At 51.4% G+C, this 24,481-nt stretch carries 15 protein-coding genes; 1 reads left to right on the top strand and 14 read right to left on the bottom strand.

Annotated features, from left to right (window positions below):
* Nucleotides 1-74: 74 nt before the first annotated feature.
* The 5 genes from AACZ40_RS03645 to AACZ40_RS03625 form a co-directional block, all read right to left on the bottom strand.
* Nucleotides 75-2,558 (bottom strand): choice-of-anchor Q domain-containing protein, encoded by a 2,484-nt coding sequence (locus AACZ40_RS03645; RefSeq protein WP_291168097.1) that lies wholly within the window; start codon nt 2,556-2,558, stop codon nt 75-77.
* The gene (locus AACZ40_RS03640) at nt 2,495-4,528 is read right to left on the bottom strand and encodes a choice-of-anchor Q domain-containing protein (protein WP_291168096.1); all 2,034 of its coding nucleotides are present in this window, start codon (nt 4,526-4,528) and stop codon (nt 2,495-2,497) included. The genes AACZ40_RS03645 and AACZ40_RS03640 overlap by 64 nt, the downstream gene beginning before the upstream one ends.
* Nucleotides 4,529-4,661: 133 nt before the next feature.
* Nucleotides 4,662-6,323 (bottom strand): choice-of-anchor Q domain-containing protein, encoded by a 1,662-nt coding sequence (locus AACZ40_RS03635; RefSeq protein ID WP_339673322.1) that lies wholly within the window; start codon nt 6,321-6,323, stop codon nt 4,662-4,664.
* A complete protein-coding gene (locus AACZ40_RS03630; RefSeq protein WP_339673320.1) occupies nt 6,320-9,340 on the bottom strand; it encodes a choice-of-anchor Q domain-containing protein in 3,021 nt (1,006 codons plus the stop codon). The genes AACZ40_RS03635 and AACZ40_RS03630 overlap by 4 nt, the downstream gene beginning before the upstream one ends.
* A 438-nt stretch (nt 9,341-9,778) precedes the next feature.
* Nucleotides 9,779-10,012 (bottom strand): hypothetical protein, encoded by a 234-nt coding sequence (locus tag AACZ40_RS03625; RefSeq protein ID WP_291168092.1) that lies wholly within the window; start codon nt 10,010-10,012, stop codon nt 9,779-9,781.
* Between the two features lie 340 nt (nt 10,013-10,352).
* Here AACZ40_RS03625 and AACZ40_RS03620 point away from each other — a divergent pair, with 340 nt between their 5' ends.
* Nucleotides 10,353-11,117, top strand: a complete 765-nt coding sequence (locus tag AACZ40_RS03620) for a TerC family protein (RefSeq protein WP_291168091.1) — start codon at nt 10,353-10,355, stop codon at nt 11,115-11,117.
* Nucleotides 11,118-11,147: 30 nt separating this feature from the next.
* Here AACZ40_RS03620 and AACZ40_RS03615 read toward each other — a convergent pair whose 3' ends face one another.
* The 9 genes from AACZ40_RS03615 to AACZ40_RS03575 all read right to left on the bottom strand — a co-directional run bounded on the left by AACZ40_RS03615 (nt 11,148) and on the right by AACZ40_RS03575 (nt 24,471).
* The gene (locus AACZ40_RS03615; RefSeq protein WP_291168090.1) at nt 11,148-12,188 is read right to left on the bottom strand and encodes a ThuA domain-containing protein; all 1,041 of its coding nucleotides are present in this window, start codon (nt 12,186-12,188) and stop codon (nt 11,148-11,150) included.
* A 217-nt stretch (nt 12,189-12,405) separates the two neighbouring features.
* Nucleotides 12,406-12,933, bottom strand: coding sequence for a peroxiredoxin (locus AACZ40_RS03610; RefSeq protein ID WP_291168088.1), 528 nt, complete (start codon nt 12,931-12,933; stop codon nt 12,406-12,408).
* Between the two features lie 101 nt (nt 12,934-13,034).
* On the bottom strand, nt 13,035-14,258 hold the full coding sequence (locus tag AACZ40_RS03605; protein ID WP_291168086.1) for a hypothetical protein: 1,224 nt from the start codon (nt 14,256-14,258) through the stop codon (nt 13,035-13,037).
* An 85-nt stretch (nt 14,259-14,343) separates the two neighbouring features.
* The gene (locus AACZ40_RS03600; RefSeq protein ID WP_291168084.1) at nt 14,344-15,381 is read right to left on the bottom strand and encodes a cytochrome c peroxidase; all 1,038 of its coding nucleotides are present in this window, start codon (nt 15,379-15,381) and stop codon (nt 14,344-14,346) included.
* Between the two features lie 257 nt (nt 15,382-15,638).
* On the bottom strand, nt 15,639-17,321 hold the full coding sequence (locus AACZ40_RS03595; protein WP_291168082.1) for a hypothetical protein: 1,683 nt from the start codon (nt 17,319-17,321) through the stop codon (nt 15,639-15,641).
* A gap of 72 nt (nt 17,322-17,393) precedes the next feature.
* Nucleotides 17,394-19,136 carry a hypothetical protein gene (locus tag AACZ40_RS03590; protein ID WP_291168080.1) on the bottom strand — a complete coding sequence of 581 codons (1,743 nt, stop codon included), beginning with the start codon at nt 19,134-19,136 and terminating at the stop codon, nt 17,394-17,396.
* Between the two features lie 82 nt (nt 19,137-19,218).
* Nucleotides 19,219-20,919, bottom strand: a complete 1,701-nt coding sequence (locus AACZ40_RS03585; RefSeq protein WP_291168078.1) for a hypothetical protein — start codon at nt 20,917-20,919, stop codon at nt 19,219-19,221.
* A 69-nt stretch (nt 20,920-20,988) separates the two neighbouring features.
* Nucleotides 20,989-22,680, bottom strand: coding sequence for a hypothetical protein (locus AACZ40_RS03580; protein WP_291168076.1), 1,692 nt, complete (start codon nt 22,678-22,680; stop codon nt 20,989-20,991).
* Between the two features lie 51 nt (nt 22,681-22,731).
* Complete coding sequence (locus AACZ40_RS03575; protein WP_291168074.1) at nt 22,732-24,471, bottom strand: hypothetical protein; 1,740 nt, start codon at nt 24,469-24,471, stop codon at nt 22,732-22,734.
* Nucleotides 24,472-24,481: the final 10 nt, after the last annotated feature.

Here is a 24,481-nt window from a genome sequence, read left to right as displayed (position 1 = left end):
CTAACGATTCTGGAGATGCGACAGTAAAACTGGTCACAGTCTCGTTCCACGAACACACGATCTCATACGTACACCTAAAATGACGTTAATAACGATTGCGTGGGAAATTCCATGAAAAACTGGTCCGCACTATCATTCCAGTCCATCAGCCGACGTTCGCTGGGGGTCAGACTTTCCTGCATGGCTCCGACGTCTGCATGTTCGTAGCCCAGCAGGTGTCCCAGTTCATGCAGGATGACGGTCCAGAGATCAATGGTTCCGAAAGCACTACTGCTACCAGAAGGCACGGCAATCAAAGTGTAAGGTCCTGACGCATAAAATTCATAGTTGTCGTCGGGTGTGCCATCCACAAACCAGCCATAGTCGGCAGCGTTGACATCGATATAGATCGTACCGTGGACGGTATTGCTTAACACGCCCTCGGGAAGATCAACGATCTCGATGTCAACCTGCGCCAGTTTTTCATTTTCTGCTGGTGTCAATTGCGGCTCGAGAGACTCAACGACGTTGCTCAACACGGACTCCGCTGACGCCTGCTCGACAGGCCTGGCACTCAACTGTGGTAACAGTGTGGTCTCGACTGTTAAATGTCTGTTCCAGGTATCAGGGAAACCCTGGGGATAATTGACCGTCGACTGATTGGCTTTACTCTTACCGTAATTACCGACGAGGGAGATCAGATCGCGGTAGTTGACATTATGATTCTGATCCAGATCTGCGAACCAGGCATAGTCGGAACTCACCTCCCTGGGGTCAGAATTATAGACACTGACAAACAGGATCAGATCACGATAGTTAATTTTGTCGTCATCGTTGAGATCATAGGGGTTCGCGAAGACCAGCGTTTCGGGGGCAGGCCCCTGTACTTCTTCGGTAGCGATGCTGCCCACCAGTTGCACCTCGGTCTGGTGAACCGTGAACTCAGGACTTTGCGGAATCATGAGCTGACCTGTCAGATCCAGGTCAATGCCATCACTGTCCGTCGATTCAAACCGGATGCGGGCAAACAGCACCCGTTGATCGTCTCCCGCATCGGTCCGACTTGATTCAGCAGACAGACCTTCAATCAAACCGGTCAGATCATTGATCGTTCCTGTTTGATTGAGGTTAAATGCAGCCCCATATTCAATACTGACAGCGGTGGCAATCGCGGTGTTGTAACTCAGGTTCATGGCTGCAGACAACACTCCCAGATCGGTCGCCGCGGGAGTACTGATCCAGATTTCCAGCCAGTAACCGCTCCATTCATCAATCCAGGTCAGGTTATCCGGAAGAGTCGTTTGCTCTCCATTGCTTTGAGTGGTCGTCTTTTCGTCGACCATCCGCAACTCAACCTGGGCAAACGTGTGTTGCACTTCGAAGGCACCGATATCGATGGTCTCACCTGCAATGCGTTCAAATCCTTCGCCGCGCGGGTCCTGAGTGATGGCTCTGCGGTTGATGATCAACTGGTTCGTGTCATCCAGAGCATTGTTGTCACCGCCGTTGATGGCTGCACTTCCTGGTAAAAGCGCGTGTGTTTTCGTAACGCCGCCATTGTCTCTCAAAACAGGATCGAGCAAACCTGCCACGCTCTCCTGGACGATGCTGTTTGTTTTTGTGACAGAGTTTACAACTTGCGGAGTCGAAGCAGCCGTATTACCGGCAATAATCGAATTGGTGATCGTCCCATACATACCGGGAAACACATAGATACCGCCCCCGATCCTGGAGGCAGCGTTTCCGGTCAAAGTGGAATTAATGATCTCCCAGTCATAGCCCATGTTATTAAAGGCGATGCCGCCGCCGACCTGTTCAGCTGTATTGCCGGAGAGCGTACTGTTTTGGAGAACCAGGGACCTCTTTGAAAAAATTGCTCCTCCCCAGTAGTTCGAAGAATTCTTTTCGAACAGACTGCTCTGGATCGTCAGGTTATCACTTTCACTATTGATGCCCCCGCCGTAGAACTTTGCCGAATTTTTAAAAAAGGTGGAACCTGTGACAAGAATATTTTCTCCACTTAAAAACAGCGCGCCGCCTGAGATGGCGCTGTTTTCTGAAAAGAGACTGTTTTCAACATAAGCAGTGTAATAGGAACCATACACAGAAAGCGCCGACAAATAAAACACGGCCCCTCCGCTGGAGGTTGTCGTATTGCCCTGGAAGGTACAGTCCGTGATGGTCAATTCCGTAAAGACGGGAGGGAAGGTCGACGAGATCTGATGATAGATCGCACCTCCTGTTCCTGAACTGTTTTCTGTGAAGTCCGTATTACTGACGATTAAAACTCCCTCCTTGATGAATATCCCCCCTCCTAAGGTAGCACTGCTGTTTTCCGAAAACGTGCTGCCAGAAACCGTCAGGTTACCGTTTTGAACGACGATTGCGCCTCCCGCATAGGCCGATTGATTTTCTGTGAAATCGCAGCCCGTGATCGACAATAAACCTTCGGTACTGTAAATGGCGCCGCCATAGTAATCTGAACAGTTGCGGACAAACGTGCTGTTCGTCACTGTCAGGTCGCCGGCACTGAAAATAGCCCCGCCATATAAAATGCTGGCCTGATTGTCTGCAAACACGACATCGGAAACGGACAGTGATTCCAGATTGTGAAGGCGCCACCACTGTTGTAATAAGCGAACCCATTTGCCAGTGTGAAGTCGCTCAACTCCACGCTGATGGAAGTCTCAGCATCCCCATCGTCAATTCGAAAGAGCCGGCGGGTTCCATCGCCGCTGAGGGTCAGGTGCGCGGCACCGTGGCCGATGATGGTCACGTCATCGGTAATCACCAGCTCATTGTAAAGCAGGAGCGTCTGATCAAACAGGCTGGCATCAAAGGTGATGGTATCAACCGACGCTGATTCATTCGACAGTTTGATGGCTTCCCGCAACGATAAGTTTCCGGCGGAATAGTTGCCATCATCGGTATCCAGGGTAGAGTCGACGAGAAAGTGCAATGACTGCGATTCAAAAGCACCGATGTCAACTATACCATCAAATATTCTTGGGAAACCGATTCCTCGTTGATCATTAATGAGCCCCGCGTTTGAAGCTGTGGAATTGTCACCGGCATTAATGGCAGCGCTAAGCGGTAATAATGCATGTGTTTTCGTAGTACCGCCATTGTCTCTCAACACCGGGTCCAGCAGGCTTTCAATGCTGTCCTGAATAATACTGCTGGTGGCAGTGATTTTGTCTGAGTTTTGTGGATAAGATTCGTCTGCTGGATTTCCTGCTATGATACTATTCGTAACCTCAATCTGATATATCGTGTAAATCCCGGATCTATGGTTGGCTGTATTTCCTGTGATTGTGGAGTTGAATATTTCCAGTTCTGCAGGGCCTTCGACATTGGGAGCAGAGTACGTATCCACGTAGATTGGCCTGCCAACATTGATCCCTCCCCCTGAATGAAGCGTACTGTTACCTGAAAGCGTGCTGTTGAAAATCCTGGTCAGACCGTAATTAGAGTAATATCCACCACCGTTATTAACTGTACTGTTTTCTGAAAGTGTGCTACTGAGAAGAGTGAGGTCTCCTCCTCCCTCTGAAGAAAATATTCCACCGTTACTGATTCCGCCACCATATACTCTGGCGTAGTTCTGATGAAACGTACTGTTCTCTACGAACAAGGTAGTCCAGTAGTTTGCAATCCCTCCTCCAACTCTGTCGGAAATGTTGCCCGTAAAAATACTGTTTGAAACAGATGCCTGACCATGCTCGAAGAGAATTCCGGCACCGTTACCAGTAACATTGTTCTGTAAGAATCTGCAACTTGTTACAGACGCAGTATAGATGTCATTCTGATAGGGTGACTCAAAATTTATGCCTCCGCCTTCCTGCGCTGTATTACCTGAAAACGTGCTGTGCGTCACCGTCAGCATCGTGTTGACAGTAGCAATCCCTCCTCCGCTATACCCTGAATTTCCAGAGAATAAAGAACCTGAGACTGTCAGGGAGCCAGCCGCACTATAAATACCGCCGCCTGCATGAAAGAAGCTATTCGATGCACTATTCCCCGATACGATACAGTCCGTGATCGTGAGGTTTTCATAATTGAGGATCGCCCCGCCATCAATTGCGAATCCATTGCTCAAAGTCAAGCCACTTAACTCGACAATGATTTCAGACTCCGAGAGAGAGTCGTCGATATTAAAGATCCGACTGTCTCCATTCCCATCCAGCGTGAGCTGATCAGCCCCCAAACCGGTAATCGTTACGTCATCGGAAATCAATATCTCATCGCTCAGTACAATCGTCTCACCCGCCAGTGAAGAGTCGAAGGAAATCGTATCCGCGCCGACATTCGCATTGGCCTGCTCGATCGCATCGCGGAGACTGCCTGCGCCGGAGTCGTCCGTATTCACCACCGTGAAAGCGGTCAGCAGTGTGCGGTCTTCCAGCGACTCTACTGCCTTGCGGGAAACGAGTGCCTGGGCGGAGGGCTTGTGAAAGCCGTGGTGCTGGTGGCGGCGCGAGTACCGGGAACGGGAACATTGGTTGCGGAGCTGGCGGGCCAGTGAGGTCAGCCACTGTGAGCGAAACATATTTATAAATCCGAGTTGGGATCTGGAAAGATTCAGATCGGTCGTATCAGAGTCGTTTAGTGGAAAATAAACAGTGCGAGACTTTTGTAACAGATCCTGTCTTTCATGTCAGTCAAGGTCTGTCTCAGTCCAGTTAGAAGCCTATCATTTCTGCCCCTTGAGTCAGCCCTGTAAAAAAATCATCGGTCTCTTCGTTCCAGTCCGGTAGGCGACGTTCGCCGGGGGTCAGACTTTCCTGCATGACGCCATCATCTGCATGATCGTAACCCAGCAGGTGCCCAAGTTCGTGCAGGATGACGGTCCAGAGATCAACGTACCCTGCCGCTTCACTGTCGGGTAAGGCGATCAATGAGAGTTCGCTGGCAGAGGAAAACTCGCTGTTGTCCGCGGGGGTCGCATCCACAAACCAGCCATCGTCGGCGGCGTTGACGTCGATGTAAATTGTACCCGGAACCGCGCGGCCCAGAGTGCCTGCTGCCAGGTCGACGACTTCGATATTCACTGCCTCCAGTGTTTCACGTTGATCAGACGTCAGCTGCGGACTGATTTGCTCGACGACGGATTCCAGTACTGTCTCTGCAGCGTTCTGCGTGACCGTTCGTGTTTTCACCTGGGTTGATGTTGCGGGAGCTTCTAGGGTTAACAGCTGATCTCCGTTCATCAGAACAGTGCTCGACATTGTTTGTTTTTTAGTCGTACCGCACTTCATGGCCAGGAGAATCAGATCGTTCAGATCGACACGCCCATTCTGGTTATAGTCTATGAACTGACTCACGTTATTATTTTGTGTGACTGTTTGCGACCTGTAAGCGTTCATAAAGATCTGCAGGTCACGAAAATTAATCCGCTCATCATCATTCAAATCAAACGGGTTCGCCTGAATCTGGAAGTCAGATAAGGCATAGATGATTTCTTCACTTTCCGCGCCTCCCACAAAGCGGATCTCTGGTTGATCGATAGAGAATTCAGTACCGGCGACAGTCAGAAACGGTCTGCTGCTGTCCAGGTCGATGCCATCCTCTGGCGTTGACTCAAACCGAATGCGGGCAAACAGAACGTATTGATCGTCGCCGACATCAGTCAGACTGCTCTCTGCGGACAACCCTGTGATCATTCCCAACTGATCGTTGATAGTACCCGCCTGGTTCAGTGTGAAGGCTGAGCCGAATTCAATACGAGTGGCGGTAGTAATCGCAGTGTTGTAACTGAAATTCAGAGAAACAGAGAATATGCCTGACTCTAACGTGGATGAACTGACCCAGATTTCCAGCCAGTATGGTTGCCACTCATCAATTACGCTAAGCCCCAAGGGAATCGATTCCGTCTCACCATTGCCTGTGACTGGAGTTTCTGTCTCCACAACACGTAAATCAAAATAGGTAAATGGTCCCTGATATTCAAAAGCACCGATATCAACGATCCATTCGACAACTCGAGGAATCTCCAAATTGCTCCGTTGATCTTTATGCAATCCTGTCAGCCATACAATCGAGGTGTTACCAGCATTGATGGCAGCACTGCCTGGCAGCAAGGTGTGCACCTTTGTCCGGCCGCCATGATCTCTCAATACCGGATCGAGCAGTCCCTGGATGCTGTCCTGAATAATATTACTGTCACTGAAAAATGGTCCTGAAACCTGGGAATCAGAGGCTGCAGTATTTCCGGCAACAATCGTGTTTGTAACCATGGGAGAAACCATGTTAGCCGGCAGCTTGCCTTTGATGTTATAAATCGCAATCCCGCCCCCCTTATTGGTCGCAGTATTTCCAACTATTGTGCAATTAATGACGGTCACTGGATAATTGCTTCTGGAATAAAGCCGCCTCCCTGGTCGAATGCCGTGTTTCCGGAAAGTGTAGTATTGTAAATCGTAGTGGTTCCAGCGGAGTTGGCGTATACAGCACCACCGAAAGTGCCCGTTGTGTTTTCAGTAAATAAGCTGCGTTGGACCAGCAGATCTCCCCGGCTGAAGAGACCGCCGCCGAACTCTGCTGCAGTATTCCCGATGAAGCGGATCGATTCCAGTTCCAGTTCCAGTCCCTGATGATTGATGCCTCCGCCATTTCTCAGGGCAACATTCTCAATGAAAGAACTATCATAAATTGACAATGTAATTCCGCAATAATAAAGCCCGCCACCATACAAAGCGGAATTCCCGGAGAATTGCGTGTACCCGATGTCCGCCTCTCCGAAAAGATAGACTCCTCCCCCTTCCGATATCGCTGTATTTGAGGAAAAGATCGAACCCCATATCTGCACTGAATATCCCGAATTATACAGGCCCCCACCTACCCCCCAGTACGGGCTTCCTGTTGCAGCGTTGCCTGTAAAACTGGAATAATAGACTCTCAAATCGCTAGTCGCATTGTGGATGCCGCCACCAGATCTGAGCACCGTATTATCAGTGAATCGACAATTATAAATCAGTGGTTTGTTGTATGCCTGTTGAATAAAGATGCCACCTCCTGATTCGGCTGAATTGCGTGTGAAATCAGAATCATAGATCTCCATGCCATAGGCAGATACGTAAAGACCTCCCCCTTTATCGCTGGCAATATTCTCAGCAAAGGTACTTGAGGTGATATTAAAGACGCTCGAATAGATATTCGGTAGTCCGGCATCGCTGCTGATACCGCCGCCTCGTGAGGCTTGGTTTGCAGTAAAACTGGAATTGGAAATCGTCACAATACCGAAGTCGCTAACAATCCCTCCCCCGTTTTCCAGGGCAGTATTTCCGGTAATCGTCAAATCCACGATTGAAAGATTTTCGAGACAACGGATGGCACCCCCATTTTCGGCGTAGCCATTCGTCAGTGTGAGGCCACTGATTTCGACCAGGATTCTGGTCTGCTGGACTCCGTCACTGATATTGAAAATGCGGCTGTCGCCGTTCCCGTCGAGGGTCAGTTGATCTCTGCCCGGTCCGATGATTTTCAGATCGTCAGTAATGGCAATTTCCTGACTGAAAATGATCGTATGCCCGGAAAGGGAATCCTCAAAGACAATCGTCTCTGTAAAAGGACTTTCATTAGCCAGACGGATCGCTTCTCTCAGAGATAGCTGACCGGTGGCATAGTTACCGTCATCTTCGTCGGACAGGGTATCGACAACCAGGGTATATCCGTTGAACTCATACGCCCCGATGTCAACGGTTCCCGCGTTGATTCGCGCGTAGTTTTCCCCCCGTTGATCCGTGTTAAGGCCGACCTGAGTGGCTGCATTATTTTTGCCCGCGTCAATCGCCGCACTGCCTGCCAGCAGGGCATGGGTGGGAGTTGCCCCTCCGCTGAAGCGCAGGACGGGATCGATCAGGTTTTCAACACTTTCCTGAACGATATTTTTTGAACCGGTATCAGCTCCGAAGATCTGTGCACTCCTATTCGCAAGATTTCCGGCGATGATCGTGTTGGAAATCTGTGGTTTCGAACCTTGAACGTAAAGCCCGCCGCCTGAGGTCACAGCGGAATTACCCGTAATCGTGCTGTTGATAATCGTGACAGGGGACGCAGTGACTGAGAACAGACCACCCCCCAGAAAAAAGGTGGTATTTCCGGAGAGCGTACTGTTAAAAATCGTCGCAGTCCCCTCCTGTATATTGGAAATGGCCCCACCAAAAGAGTCGGCGGTATTTTCAGAAAGCGTACTGCCCAGGAGTGTGAGAGTCCCTCTGTTGTCAATGCCACCACCGATAACCAGCGACTTGTTGGCATGCAGGAAACTATGTTCCACGATCAGAGTTCCGTAATGATTGGCGATCCCTCCTCCAGAATTTCCTGCCGAGTTCATAGAGAATGTACTGCCTGAAATCGTGGCCTGTGATCCTATGACAACGCTTTCATAAACTTTAACAAAAACAGCACCTCCGTTTTCGGTTGCCTGATTTTCCGTGAACGTACTATCTGCCACATTCAGAAACGCTTCCAGACTACTGATTCCCCCACCACTCTGAGCCCTGTTCTGCGAGAAGACCGTGTTGGAAATCTGAGCGCTGCTGTACTGCGAATTATGGATCGCTCCCCCCAGTCGAGATGCAGTATTCTGAGAAAAAAATGAGTTGGTGACCCTCATTGAACCAGCAATGTTAGTGATGGCTCCTCCTGTACCGTCCCTGTTTCCAGTTACAGTATTGCCTGTAAAAGTGACACGTTCCACGTTTAAAAAAGCTGACTGACTATAAATCGCACCACCGGACCGGGATGTATTTCGCAGAAATTCTGAGTCACTGATTGAGAGGTGCCAGTCATCGGAGTATATGGCCCCTCCTCTAGAAGATCCTATGTTGTCTGAGAAAACCATCCCCGAAAGAGACAGTGATTCGTAACTGATAATCGCAGCCCCACTATCCGCGGATCCATTTGTCAGAGTCAGACCAGTTATTTCGACTATGATTGCCTCATCTGCAATCCAATTATTCAGGTTGAATATCCGACTGTCGCCGTTTCCATCAAGGGTCAGTCGATCGGCCCCCAGACCGGTGATTGTCAGGTCATCTGTGATCTGCAGCTCAGTCGAGAGCACAATCGATTCACCCGCCAGCGCAGCATCAAACGAGATCGTATCTGCACCGGCACTTGCATTGGCCTGTTCGATCGCGTCGCGAAGACTGCCTGCTCCGGAGTCATCCGTATTCACCACTGTGAAAGCGGTCAGCAACGTGCGGTCTTCCAGCGACTCGACCGCATGGCGGGGAGTGGCGCGCGTGATACAGGGGGTGCAGGCGTGTCGATTCCGGTGTTGTCTGAGCCGCGCGCTCTTTCTGAAACGGCTACGGTATTGCTGCTGGAGAGTGGTTAACCAGTGGAATGGAAACATAAAGAAATATCCGGCTGTGAATCGCGCTGCTGTAACAATTGGACACCTGCAGTGCAGGGACATGTATACTACCGTAATCTGGAGTCGTTACAAAGAATACTTAAAGCATCACCGGCTAGATTCATGGTTATTAATGTTCAGTAAAACTCCGCTCATTGCCCCCTGAAAAACCTTAAAAACCAGGGGGCAACAGCACTGATCACTGCTGGCCGTTGTTTATCTGCAGGGCGATCGCGACTTTCAGGTAGAATCCAGCCTATTTATTGTGCTGGCCCAGGCTGATTGTTCATGTCCGTCTGGCTCTTTTTCCCGTACCTGATCAAGAAGGTGGCTTCCATGCCGATCTGCGCGCTGCTGTCTGGCACCCTGACACTCAGACTTTGGGGAGGTCATTCTGTCGTACCGGGTTTACGAATGGAGGATTCTGTCGATCGGCGTTCACCAGTCAAGGCGATAAGTCGCGATACCGGGGTGATCGTGGCTGAAACGGCACCACTGCGAAACGATGGCGGAGCGAACCGAGTCGACCCGCAGCTTTTTGAACTGCTCATCGGGAACAGGTGGCAGAGTCGGTTGAATCCAGCGTGCTGCAACAAGCGACTTTTGTGGTGCTCTGCCGCGCAGGTGCTGACAATTCCAGTGCTCGCAGAACTGGACACGCGCGCGACACAAGTCAACGCAGTTTCCCGAATGGCGACTGCGAGTCAAGATACAAATATCGAACCCCTTTTATTCAGTGGTTCCGGGAAGGCAACAGGAATATGACCCGGCAGGAGTTGCGGATTTTCAGTACATGGGGACCGTTTTCAGATTTTCATTCATCCAATCTGGCTTCCTGCTCGTTCTTCTGCTTTTCAGATTCGAGCGGATGTGTATAATCCGCTGGACTGTGTCCAGTTTTACTGTAGCGTCTCCAAGGCCATTTGTACCGAGTATAATAGATCGGGAGACGCTATGATTCATCGTGATGCGATTCAGCTGTTGAATTTCACCTTTACCGATTGGAGTGAGAATGTTCGAATGGATGGCCAGCCCGGAAGCCTGGATTGCATTAGCGACACTGGCGTCGCTGGAAATCGTCCTGGGAATCGATAATATCATTTTCATCTCCATTCTGGTGGGACGCCTGCCGGAAAAACAACGGGACCTGGCCCGTTCACTGGGACTGGGCCTGGCGATGGTGGCGCGGCTGGTTCTGCTGTTTTCCATCTCGTGGGTGATGGGACTGACCGAGCCCTGGTTCTCGCTGTTCGAGCGGGACTTCTCGGGACGGGATCTGATTCTGATTGGTGGCGGCCTGTTTCTGCTGGCGAAAGCAACGCATGAAATTCATAACAGCCTGGAAGGTGGTGCGCATGATCCAACCGCATCGAGTGCAGTTCAGGCCAGTTTCAGTTCGATTCTGATACAGATTGGTGTGCTGGACATCGTCTTTTCACTGGATTCGGTGATTACGGCAGTCGGGCTGTCGGACCATGTTTCACTGATGGCGATTGCCATTATTCTCTCGGTCCTCGTGATGCTGTTCGCTGCGAAGCCGATCGGCGATTTTGTGGACGATCACCCGACGATCAAAATTCTGGCACTGTCGTTTCTGATCATGGTCGGCGTGACGCTGATGGTGGAAGGCTTCGGCGTGCATGTGCCCAAAGGGTATATCTATTTCGCAATGGCATTTTCAATTACCGTCGAAATGATTAATCTGAAGATGCGAAAGAACCAGACCAAACCGGTGCAGCTGCATAAACCGATCAGCGAGAGTGACGCCGTTGAATGACTTCACTCACGCCTCGGAGGTCACCTTAAGTTAAGGTTTCTGGACGGTCGGTTCGTGATCGTTCCACTTGACATTGGGCAGGGGCTGTGTGACTTCGCCGGTCGCCGCCCATTCGGTTCCCCGCTGCAACGTGATCTGGAAACCGGTTCCCTGCAGGGCAGTAACATCGTGCCCCAGGGTCGTATGAAACACACGTCCTTTGCCGTAATCGACCGTCATCATGATCGGTTCATGTTCCCCTGTGCCCCGCTGTTCGGGTTCGGAATAAGCGGTTGCCAGAACAGAAACGTTTTTGGCGGGCCCCCTGAGTTTGCCGTAGACTTCATCCGCGGGATGCATCCACTCCTGCGGGAGTCCCTTTACAATGGGATGCTCGGGCTGGCGGACCTTGACGACAACAGGAATCCGCGTGCCATGTGTGCCTCCCCGACCGGCGGAGGTATCTTCGACCCATTCACCTTCGCGGAGTCTCAACATGGGGCCTGAATTTTCATCGCGGCCTCCCCAGCCACCGACGGCGATCATTTCGTTGTAGGCGGGCCAGTCGGGAAATGCGTTGTCGGCAGCATGCACGACGACGAAGCTGCCTCCCTCGCTGACATATTTTTCGAACGACTGTTTGACTTCCTCGGGCCAGCTTTCGCCGTTGTAGTTACTGACGATCACATCGTATTTGCTGAAGTCCGGCCGCCACGCTTTCCATTGCGCGGGTGCTTCCCATTTGATGCGGGCGACGGTTTCTTCCCAGCGTTTGAGTTGCTGTACATCGTCTTTTTCCTGATCTTTCCCGGTCGGCACACGTGGCTTGCGGGGGATGCCTTCGGGGGTGGTGGAGACTTCGACGGTGAAGCGCCCGGAATTCTCGAGGATCTTCTTAAGGACCGGCGTTGTCAGTTGCCATTGATGATTATTCTGTCCGTCAATGAGCAGAACCGAAAGTTTATCCTGCTGCGTCTGCTCTTGAGTCTGCTGCTCTTTCTGATCGGCCTGGTTGGAAGCCAGGCAGGAGACCGAGCTGCAGGCAACGACGAACAGTAACGAAAATCGGAACAGAGAGGCTGAGCACTTCAACGGTTTTCTCCTCAGTTGGATCGGATGCGAATCAGGGTTTGATAATTTTAAGGTAGCAGCAGACGGGTCGGAAGTCACGTAAAAACGAGGTGACGGAGCTTACTTTTGCATTCAAACTGCCGAATCCCGGCGACTTACCGGAGGAGGGCGGTAAAAAAAGCAGGAGCCCCAAATGGGAGTCTCCTGCTTTGAAATTCGTTTAACGAAGCCGGATGGCTTAGAGTGTCTTTTCGCCTTTTTTCCAGTTACAGGGAACGTTTTCGCCTGTCTGGAGTGCATCGAGAACACGCACGACTTCTTCCACGTTTCGTCCGACGCTCAGACCGTGGATTGCCAGCCACTGGCAGACGCCATTGGGGTCGATCAGGAAGATCCCACGCACAGCGATACCGGCATCTTCTTTGAGTACACCGTAATCGCGGGACAGCTTGTGAGTGCCATCAGCCAGCATGGGGTATTTCAGGCCACCCAGTTGAGGATCCGCGTCGCACCAGCCTTTGTGGGAGTACTTGCTGTCGGTGCTGGCAGTCAGAACCTGGCAGTTGCGTGATTCAAATTCGCCGAGAGCTTCATTGAATGCGACCAGCTCTGTAGGACAGACAAATGTGAAGTCCAGCGGATAGAAGAACAGGCAAACCCACTTGCCTTTGAAGTCTTCCAGTTTGTAATCCTTGAATGAATCAGAGGCGCGATCGTAACCCTGCAGTGCAAAATCAGGAGCGGGTTGCATAACTTGAACGGTCATTAGTCTTTACTTACCTTCAAAATATGGGGGATAGAAATTTTGTTTTTAACAGAACGCGGGTTGATCGTTGAACGAAACAACCCGCATTGTGAGCGTCTGTTTTAGAGACCAGCCTTGATGACTGCCAGTGAACCGGGAGATTTTTCAGGATCTTTCCCCTGAGTTCCGAAGACGGTCAGATACAGGTTGCCTTCTTTGTCAAAAGAGATAGCCGCTGGTTTATCGAGTGAAATCACTTTTTCAGCGGTCACTTTATCGCCTTCGATTTTCAGTTCGAACAGGCCACCTTTGGCAGCGTCGACCCAGGAGAAATCAGTCGCATACAGCTTCTTGGTCTTGGGGCTGTAAGCCAGGCCGGCGATATCGTTCAGACCGGTTTTCAGGCTCTTGGTGAGCTTGCCGGTTTTGGGATCGTAAAAGGTCAGCAGGCAATCGTCGGCGACATTGACTTCACCCATCTGGCCGATGACCAGTTCTTTTCCATCGGGTGAGAATGTAATAGCAACCGGTGCATCGACATTGGTTGCTTCCTTGGTAGCAATGCTCGGTTCAAGGGGACCGGCTTTGCCGTCTTTGATGACCGACTTGGCGACCCAGCCTTTGGTGTCGTCGCCATTACAGGTGATGAAGATATCTCCGCCACCCACGGCAACGCCGTAGAAGTTACCTTCGCCTTTGGCAGATTTATCGCCGGCTTTGATGGGACCCAGCGTCTGCGCGGCAGTGTCTTCTTTGACCCATTTTTCCAGAGGTTTGTCGCCGACTTTGTAGATGCGAACCAGTTCTTCCCCATCGGGACGGCTGCCGTCACCTACGACGAGATGATCTTTATCCATGAAAGCCACGCCCAGAGGTCCGATGTTGTATTTAGGACCTTTGCCGTAGACGTCGGTCGGGTAGCCGGCGATTTCCAGATCGACGGTTTTACCTTTGGGGTCATAGCGGTAAACACCGTAGCGGCTGGCAACGAAGACGTGTCCCGTACCTTCCTGAATAGCGATACCACTGGGGCTTTCGAGGTTGGTCACCAGGGTTTTCACAGTGACAGCCGGCTTCTTAGGCTCTTCCTTCTTGGGTTCTTCTTTTTTAGGCTCTTCCTTTTTAGGAGCAGGCTTGGCATCTTCTTTCTTCGGTGCTTCCTTCTTGGGCTCCTCTTTCTTTGGCTCTTCTTTTTTGGGTTCTTCTTTCTTGGCGGCTTCTTTTTTCTCATCGCCTTTTTTGTCACCTTTTTCATCGGCGACCAGGTAAGAACTTCCGAGCATCAGGCAGGCTGCGGTCAGGCAGTATGCGGTTGCTTTCAAGATTCGTTGTAAATTCCACTGCATGGTGTTCATCTTCCTTTGAAAAAGGGATTTTCAATTAGTTTTGCGTCTCGTCTGCATCTATTGAGACATTGCCGAGAGAGTTCAATCAGGGTAGCTCAGGTTCTTTATGCTCAGGATAGTTGGAACTGGTCAGGCCTTCTTTCATGAAGGTCACCAGGTCATCGACTTCCTGAGGAGTTAAATTCAGTTTGAAGATTTCTTCATCGAGAAACTCGTTGGGAATACCGCCTTTATTATAGTGTTCTACAACTTCTTTCAAAGTCTTCAGGCTGCCATCGTGCATATAAGGAGCAGATCGGCCGATATCACGCACGGTCGGCGTTTTGAAGCTGCCTTGATCGCCGCCCAGGTTGCTGATGGCTTTGCGTCCGGCATCCGGTTCTTTCGCATCCATGCCCACGCCGATATTATGAAAAGCATGGTCGGTAAACGTAGGACCGGAATGACACGAGCTGCAGGCCGCTTTTCCAAAAAACAGCTGCATGCCCCGCTGTGCGGATTCCGAAAGGGCTTTTTTATCGCCCGCTTTAAAACGATCGTAGGGGGCATCGCCACACAGAATCGTACGTTCGTACGTCGCGATGGCTTTCGCGACGGTTTCTTCGGTCGCATCGGAGCCAAAGATTTTCTGGAACTGCTTTTTATAGCCGGGTATGGCATTGATCCGTTCGACGGCTTCTTTGGTCGTTAAATTCATTTCGATGGGATTCGCAATCGGTCCCAGCGCCTGTTCTTCCAGCGATCCGGCGCGGCCGTCCCAGAAATGAAATTTGTTGTAGGCAGCGTTGATCACCGTGGGTGAGTTGCGGCCCCCTTTCTGGCCTTTAAAGCCGGTCGCAAACTGATCGGCGTTGCTGTAACCTTTATCCGGCGAATGACAGCTGGCACAGGAGATGGTATTGTCACGCGAGAGCCGTTTGTCAAAATACAGCTGTTTGCCCAACGCGATTTTTTCTGCAGTGGGTGGGTTATCTTCCGGAAAGACAATCGGAGGCAGCCCCAGCGGAACCTTGATGACCGGTTCTTCAGCCTGAATCAGGGAAAGACTGAAACCGACGGCTAAAGTACACGTGATCCCTGCGGCCAGGGTTCGCGCGGAAATGCGAGATGTTGCAGTTGCCATGATTTCTCCTCAGTGGAACGACTCAGATAGCTGATACAGGACAGCAGCGCGCCTCTTCAGGGGAGAAGGGCATCCACATTCAGAAATGTGCACACTGACCGATCAGCCCTGAAACAGAACAGCTGCCTTAACTGTTTATTTTTAGTTGCTCAGCTCAGGACTGCAAGTCACTATCGAGAGGGAATTGCGTTGAAAGTAAGAATTTCACAGGATTTAGGGCGGCAACACAGCTACGTAATCACTTGAGAGTACCAGAGTTACCGATGCCGATTCCACGAGAGCGCCAGGGGAATCGTCGCGAAGGGAGCGAATGCGAGTGCATACAGGGAGAGTAAAAAGACGTACAGACAGAAGGCCATCATCTCTTCCCGCCCCTTCATTGAAGGAAATTTGAGCCAGATCGCTGCCAGAGAACCGATCAGCCAGAGACCGCCGACGATTCTTGCGGTTGATACTTTGACCAGTCCCCGGCGACAGGCGGTTATAAAAGCGGTCACCACGCCAATGAAAATCAACAGCGCCAGCACCAGGAAGAATGCCATCTGCAGGTAGTTAATATTACGGGAGTAAAAGAATCGATCCGTAAAATTGACGATGAAGACAAAGAGCCCGAAGCAGCCAATAATACTTCCGATCACCAGATAATAAAACCAGGAACGCCCCGTCCAGAATACGGAAATCACATTCGCAGCAATCGTCCAGAAACAGGCCAGGGTATTCACGCTGTAAACGAACCAGTAGAGGGCCACTCTGGAGATTATAATCGAAGCCTGGTCTCCCTGAAGCATTCCGGGGGCGACAAACGCCATCATATTCAACATCAGCCCCGCCTGAATCAGCAGGCTGGAATAGAGTACCGTTTTGACCATATTTCCGAATAATGCGACCGCGAAGTCACGATCCGATAGCGGGGTGACCGCCAGAAAGCCTTTCATTTCCGTTCTGCCCGGTCCGCATGTTCCTTCACCGACGATCAGCCCGACCACGAGGGCAGCGATGATCGAGAACATCAGATAGATTTGCAGAAAACCCTCGGTGATATTAATCGGATGTGAACCATTGCCGTTTCGCATCGTTGTATTGAGAACCAGGACGGCGACTCCAGACAGTCCCCCACCCATGATGACCGCACGCTGGCAGCCATCGCGCCAGTGCAGGCGGGCCAGAGCTGCCCGGTGTGAAATCAACCCCGTCTGTCCGCTGGAGCTCGCGCCGGTGGTAAGGCTGTCCCACCAGTTGCGTGTCTGTGTCCATTGCGGACTGGGAACTGCGGTCCCGGAACGGACACCGGCAAAGGCGCGGGTTCCCTGATACCAGGCCGCCAGACTGACCAGCTGCATCAGCACGAATTCGCCCAGAGTCACGTGGCTCCAGGGAACGGCCTCGGCTTTGAATCCCTGGGGAAAGTAGCGCGACAGGAACCACCAGAACAGGGCCACGATGATAGCCATGCTCAAAATGATGCGTGTATAACTGGGTGCATTCAGAGTCCAGAATATCGCGTGCCCCGTCAGGACCAGCGTCACCAGAAAGAGTACCGGCCCTAAAACGGGCCAGTAATCGGAGAGCCAGCGTTCATCAAAAAACAGAGCCCGGTAGGCACCATTGGTCGCCAGTTGTAAGACAACCACCAGTCCCACCATCGCCAGCATCAGCCACGTCGCGATGGCGCGGGAAGAGATCGGTAACCCGCGACAATATTTCTGACTGCCTGCCAGAGCACGGACAGTGATCGTCAGAAAAATGATCCAGGAAATTCCCAGGTAGGTAAAATGCAGGCTGAATATTTCCTGATCGCTATAAGGGATAGTCAATCCCTGCAACCGCATCAGAATATTGATCATCAGAGGCACGATCACCAGAGTCGCCACGGCGATCGAGGCACTCGGCCAGGCACGTTTGCAGAAACTTTTTGTCGTCGCAATCAAGGCAGAAGACATCAGGGTTACCTCAGTTTCTATTAATCCATATCACAGTATGACTCTTTGATTTATTATTTATTCAACTCTGAATTACCGATGCCGATTCCACGAGAGCGCCAGGGGAATCGTGGCAAACGGTGCCAGGCTCAGGGCACCCAGAACTGAAAAAACACAAAACTCCCCACACATCGTCCGAAACGGGTAATGGGGAGCCATGCTCAGCAAAGTCACCAGAACTCCCATGACAGCAAATGACCAGAGCAAACCAGCCCCAAGGAACCGGGCTTTTGAGATCAATTGCCTGCGAAGGGCAGTCAAATAGGCGGCAAGAGTGCCCCCCAGAATCAGAAAATATAAAAACAGCAACATACTGATAATAACCAATTCCGCCAGATACTGACGAGGAAAGAATGCTTCCAGCAAGCTAATCATCATGCTGTAGAAATACAGACCACCAAAGCAGATTCCGATCGCAGAGACGATAAACCAGGTACGTCCTGTCCAGAGTACGGAAACTATATTTGCGGCGATGATCCAGAATCCGATCAATGTCACCAGCGTATGACATAAAAATCCATTTTCCCCGAATAAATACAACAGCATATCACTCAAGCTGTTTGATCCATTCCCCAGAAAACCGGTTACCTGCAGTACGCGAAACGTGTCTACTTCATATAGTACTGCAGTGACGATCAGACTCAGCAGCAGAGCCGATTGAATGATCAGAATGGACCAGCCCAACACTTTAACCATGTTCGCGAACAGGGTGGCATTAAAATCAGAATCCGTCAGCGGAGCCATTGCCAGACAGCGTTTCATTTCCGTGCGTCCCGTGCTGCAAATCCCCAGCCCCAATATCGCTCCTGCAGTGACAGCAGCGGCCAAGGTGAGAATAGTTGACATGGCTACAAAACCTTCCATGACATCTCGCAGAGCCGTCGGCTCTGAATTCAGACGTGTCCCTATCAAAAGGTTGAACATCAACGACAACAGGCCGAATACTCCTCCCCCGACAATAACAGACTGCTGACACGAATCGCGCCAATGCAAACGGGCCAGCGATGATCTCGGCGAGCAGGGAACCGCTGACTGCTCGGGAATCGCTCCGGTGAGCAGCGCATACCACCAGACCTTCATCCTTTCCCAGGCAGGGCTGGGAACCGCGGTGCCGGCACGGACCTCTGCAAAGGCACGTGTCCCCTGATACCAGGCTACGAGGCAGGTCAGTTGCATGGTCACAAACTCGCCCAGCGTCACGCGGCTCCAGGGAACGATATCTGACTTGAGCCCGTTCGGGTAATACCGGGAAACGAACCAGACCAGCATACCCATCGTCAAAGCGACTCCCAGAAATGTCTTGGTAAAGCTGGGAGCATGCATGCTCCAGAACATACAATGTCCCACCAGAATCAGGGTAACCAGAAATAAGAGAGGCCCCAATAAAGGCCAATAATTGGCAAGCCAGTGCTCATCAAAAAACAGCAGCCGATAGAGGCCATTGGTCAGAAGTTGCAGCACCACCACGAATCCCGCCATTGCCAGCATCAGCCAGGTGGCGATGGAAGTCGAAGAAACCGGTAGACCCAGACAGTACTTTTCGCTGCCAGAGAATGCATGCAGACAGACACCCAGAAAAAAGACCCCGGAGACCCCCAGATAGGCAAAGTGAAAGTCAAAGTAACTCTGGTTCATCTGTCCTGGTTGTAATCCATTGAACTTTAGAATAAGCACAATTAACAAAGGCACCATCACCAGCGCCCCGACGGCGAGGACCGCGCCGAACCAGGCACGTTTACAAAACTGTTTGGTGGTCGCATAAAAGATGGCTGACATCAGTGGTACCTCATTTTTCAACGAATTTCATGGCTTAAAACAAGCCTCTTTTTCATAGCAGAGTGATCCTGTTTCAGTTAGATTACCGATGCCGGTTCCACGAGAGCGCCAGGGGAATCGTCGCGAACGGCGCGAGAACCAAAGCTGCCAGCGTCGCGTAGATCAGCAACAATCCCCAGACAACACCGTGATAATATTGAGAGCGTTCCAGCATCCAGATCAGAACTCCAGTGACAGAGCACATCCAGAGCACCAGCGCCACAATTGAGCCTGTCTGTGAAATCAGTTTCCTGCGGCAGGCAACCATATACGCGGCGAAGGTTCCCGCACAAATCAACAGAGGCGGCAACAACAGCAGCACGATTGTCATGTAGTGATAAAGAATCGAATTGCGAAACAGAGTATCTCCGAGATTCATCAGAATGATATAAAAGACAATCCCCCCGAAGAAGACGCCGATCGCCGTAAAATAAAACCAGGAACGACCGGTCCAGAAGACAGAAATCATATTGGCCGCGATGACCCAGAAACCGATGACCAGTAAAAACACAGGCAGAATCGAGCCCCCTCCCCGAATGACCGAAGAGAACAACACCTGAAATACCTCAGCTCCATGCCAGATCCCGGCGATGATCAGACTGAGCCCCAGCGCAACGATGATACCCATAAATGTCAGTCCCAGTGTTTTGAGCAGATTGCGGAACAGGGTCGAATTCAGATCGCGATCGACAAGCGGCGCTTTGGCAAGGAACTGCTTCATTTCAGTTCGTCCGCTACCCGTGGTCCCCTCTCCCATGAGGACGGCAACGATAATGGCTGCAACCAGACCAAAGAACATTGAGGAAATTAAAAAAACTTCTACCAGTTGACTGAAATTATTCTGGTTGGTTCGGGAGGGATCAAAGTTGGCGATGACCAGCACATTGATCACCAGCATGGTCAGTCCAAATCCCACTCCGGCAAGTAACGCCGCACGCTGACAGGAATCGCGCCAATGCAATCGGGCCAGCGCTGCTTTCCGTGAGAGAGGCACAATCGGCTGCTCAGGGACAGAGCCTGTCAGCAAACCATTGCACCAGACCTGAAGCTGTTCCCACTGGGGGCTGGGGAGAGCGGTCCCATTTCGTACATGGGCAAACGCCCGGGTTCCCTGATACCAGGCAGCGATTCCCACCAGTTGCATCAGCAGGAATTCTCCCAGCGTGACGGCTCGCCAGGGTACGATCTTCTGGTAGTAACCGTTGGGAAAGTAGCGAGAGATAAACCACCAGAACAGCGCGACAATCGCGGCAGACCAGAACGTGAATTTCGTCAGGCTGGGTGCATGCAGGCTCCAGTAAGCCGCGTGCCCCACCAGAATCAAAGTCACCATAAACAGCAGTGGTCCCAGCAGAGGCCAGTAGTCTGCCAGCCAGCGATCGTCGAAAAACAGAACGCGATACAGGCCGTTGGTTACCAGTTGCAGCGCGACTACCAGCCCCACCATCGAGAGCATCATCCAGGTGGCGATGGAAGTGGAAGAGACCGGCAGACCCAGGCAGAATTTTTCGCTGCCAGCCAGCGCCTGCAGGCAGACCCCCAGAAAAAAGATGTACGAGACCCCCAGGTAGGCAAAGTGATAATCGAACACATTCTGTTCGAGATGCTCCAGGCTCAACCCCTGCAGCCGCATGATCATACGGGAAATCAACGGCCCCAGCACCAGCGTTCCTACCGCCAGCAAGGCGCCGAGCCGGGCGCGTTTACAGAAATTGCGGGTCGTCATATAGAAGGCAGATGACATCAGGGACACCTCAACTTTCAGGAAGACTCAATACAACAGACTATATACATCTCACACAATTCAGTTTTGTCAACGATGCCGATTCCAGGAGAGCGCCAGGGGGATCGTTGCAAACGGTGCGAGGATCAATGCAATCAGAGTTGCAATCCATAAAAATCCGATCCAGTGATCGGGTCCGACTGTCTGCCGGAAGACCCAGGTTTTGAACAAGACCAGACCGGCAATACTGCAGCACAACGCCGCATTGCGCGTTCGTTTTCGAATTAAGCACCGTTTTCCGGCATCCAGCCAGGCACCAATCGTGGCACTGATGATCGACAACGTCATCACGAGAAATACGCTTTTTTCCAATAACTGGGCAGCCTGATAAAAGCCACTGGATCTCAGAATCTGACTTATGATCATGAACGTTACACTGCCTCCCACCACGACGCCTACAACTGTATTGCAGACCCACTGGCGGCCGGTCCAGCAGAGTGCGAGTAAATTGGCAGTCAGGATCCAGGACCCGATCATTGCGACGCTGGAATAGATCAGGTTCTGTTTCAGCCATTCACCCATGTCGTAGTTTGAGTGAACTATTTCTGTTCCCTGCATCATCAAAAAACCGGCGTAACTGAGCAGCAGGGCCAGTTGAAGCATCACACTGCACGCCAGACAGGTTTTCCACATGTTCCCAAACAGCGAAGCAGAAAGTTCGCGATCTGACAGAGGCGTCATCGCCAGGCTGCGATTCATTTCTGTATTGCCCGTCCCGGCGACACTGCCAGCCAGCATGATGGTCACTCCAATCGCCGCAATGCCGGAGAGTACCAGCGTGGATACCTGAAAAGTTTCGGAAAGCTCTAGCAGGTTATTCAATTCAGGGCTGCTGGAATCATACATTGCAGCGGCAGCCAGATTCACAATCAGCACAGCCACACCAAACAGGATTCCACCCACAATGACTGCCCGCTGACAGGAGCCACTCCAGTGCATGCGCGCCAGTGTCATTCGTCGTGAGAGGGGGACCGACATCCGTTCGGGAATCCGGCCGGTGATCAATGCGGTCCACCAGAGTTGCGTCTGATCCCATTGCGGCGACGGCATGGCAGCACCATTGCGAATGTTCGAATAGGCACGGACTCCCCCCAGCCAGGCAACCAGACTGACCAGCTGCAGTGTGACAAATTCTGTCAGCGTGACATGGCTCCAGGGAACAACACCTTTCGCAAAACCATGCGGATAATATCGGCTGACGAACCAGTAAAACAGCAATCCAAAAGCCATCCCCCAGCCTGCGACTTTCAGAAAACCGGGTGCGTGCATACTCCAGAAACAGTGATACCCGACCATCACCAGTGTGCAGAGAAACAACAGCGGCCCCAGCACGGGCCAATAGTCGGCGAGCCAGTGTTCGTCAAAAAAGACCAGCCGATACAGACCATTTGTAACCAGACTGAGCAGCACCACAACTCCGACGGAAGAAAACATCAGGCCGCTGGCAATCCTGGCAGAAGAAATCGGCAGCCCCCGAATCATCTGCTGCGACCCCTGCAGCGCCTGCAGGCAGACGGCAATAAAGGTCACCCAGGAGGTCGCCAGAAACGCAAAATGAAAATGAAAGGGGTTCACACTGCCGGAGTCCGTCGGCCCCTCCAGAAGGTAGATCAGCTCACGCAACGAGAGCGACCCCAGCACGAGCAGACAAACAGCCAGCACCGCTGCCAGCCAGGCACGTTTCGTAAATGTTTTTGTAACGACTAAGAGCAGATGAGTCATGATTTCACCGCACACTCATTGAACCAGATTTACAATTGAAAAAGCCATATATCACCGATGCCGATTCCACGACACTGCCAGGGGGATCGTCGCGAAGGGGAGCAGAAATAATGCACACAAGCCGGAGTTGACCAACCAGAATGCGCCCGTCTGAGGCAACATGTTAGAATTATCCAAACGGCTAAGCATGTAAATCAGCAGTACAATGGCTGAGACGCACCATCCAGACAATGCCAGCCGGGCTTGTCTTCGCGTCAACAGTTGCTTACGGCTAGCGGTACGAAACGCGTGAAACATTCCCCAAATCAGAGGGAGATAGACTGAGAGCAGCATTCCATAGAAAACGACTCCATTCAAAAAGTAGTTGCTGCTATACCGCCCCAGTAAATACACCGTCATCGCATAAAACATGAAGACCAACTCCAGGCACAACAAAGCCACACCGAGCAGTCTTCCTCGGCCCGACCAGAGCAAAGCGACCAGATTGGCGGCAATGAGCCACAGCCCGCCCAGCATCAGCACAATATGAAGCGAATATCGCACATGAAAAAATCCGGAATGGAGCAGCACTGTAAACGTCTGCCAACCATACAATGCAGCAACTACACACAGACAAATCAGCAGGACAACCTGATTGATCAGACAGGTATAACCGCAGGCTCTCAACATATTGCAAGCAAAAATGCTGTTCATACTTCGATCGGAGACGGGAATCTGAGACAAATACAACTTCATCTCCCCGGGCCGTTTGCTACTGATTCCCAATCCAAGTAGAACCGCTACAACCACAACCGATATGAAGCAGAAGGAAGTAGAAACGGCAACCAGCATCCCGACCAGATTCATCATAAATGAATCTGGCGAAACCCCTCGCAAGTATGCATTGTTCCAGAACATCAACGCTCCGAACAGACCACTCGCTGTCAGTTGCAGACCCCCTACCAGCACACATCCTGTCATCACAGCACGCTGGCACGAATCACGCCAGTGCACTTGCGCCAGCATCGCCGCCAGCGAATGTTGACTCTTTTGTATTTCAGAACCCGTACCAACGGATAGTACTTTCCACCATTCCCGCAGACGCTCCCAGGATGTACTGGAAACGGTGGTGCCAGCTCGAACCTGCGCAAAAGCAATCGTCCCCAGATACCAGGCTCCCAGTGAGACACCCAGCATGGTCCCCCATTCTCCCGGGGTCACCCGGTTCCAGGGCTCTAGACCTTCATTGAAACCATCCGGAAAAAAGCGGGCAACAAACCAGACCAACATCCCCGGCAAAACGATAATGCCTGCCAACAGACGAGGCAAACTGGGAACATGCATTAACCAATAAAAACAATATCCGACAAGAATCAAAGTCACGAGAAATGAGAGCGGTCCTGTCACTGGCCAAAATTCTCTGAGAACGGTTTGATCCAGTATCAGGAGACGGTACATTCCATAGGTCACCAGTTGCATCGCGACAAACAGCGCTACCACAATTAACATCAGCCAACTCGCAATGACACGGGACGATACAGGAAGCCCCAGACAGATCTTCCGACAATCCTTTATCACATCCACACTGACATTCATGAAAATCGTGCTGGACATGCACAGATATGAAAAATAATAAAATGCATAATCAGTGAATGTTCGATTCCCACATCGCCAGGAGACTGGTCCTGCCAGGTATTGTTCGATTCTCAAAAACGCGAAGGGAATGAGTACAAACAACACCGACCAGAACAGTATCGACAGCCAGGCACGCTTGTAGATCAGTCGAGTTGTCACAACAAAGGCAGATGACATCAAATGCACC

This window comes from uncultured Gimesia sp. (assembly GCF_963972345.1).
GTDB lineage: Bacteria > Planctomycetota > Planctomycetia > Planctomycetales > Planctomycetaceae > Gimesia.
This window is presented reverse-complemented; position numbering and strand designations above follow the sequence as displayed.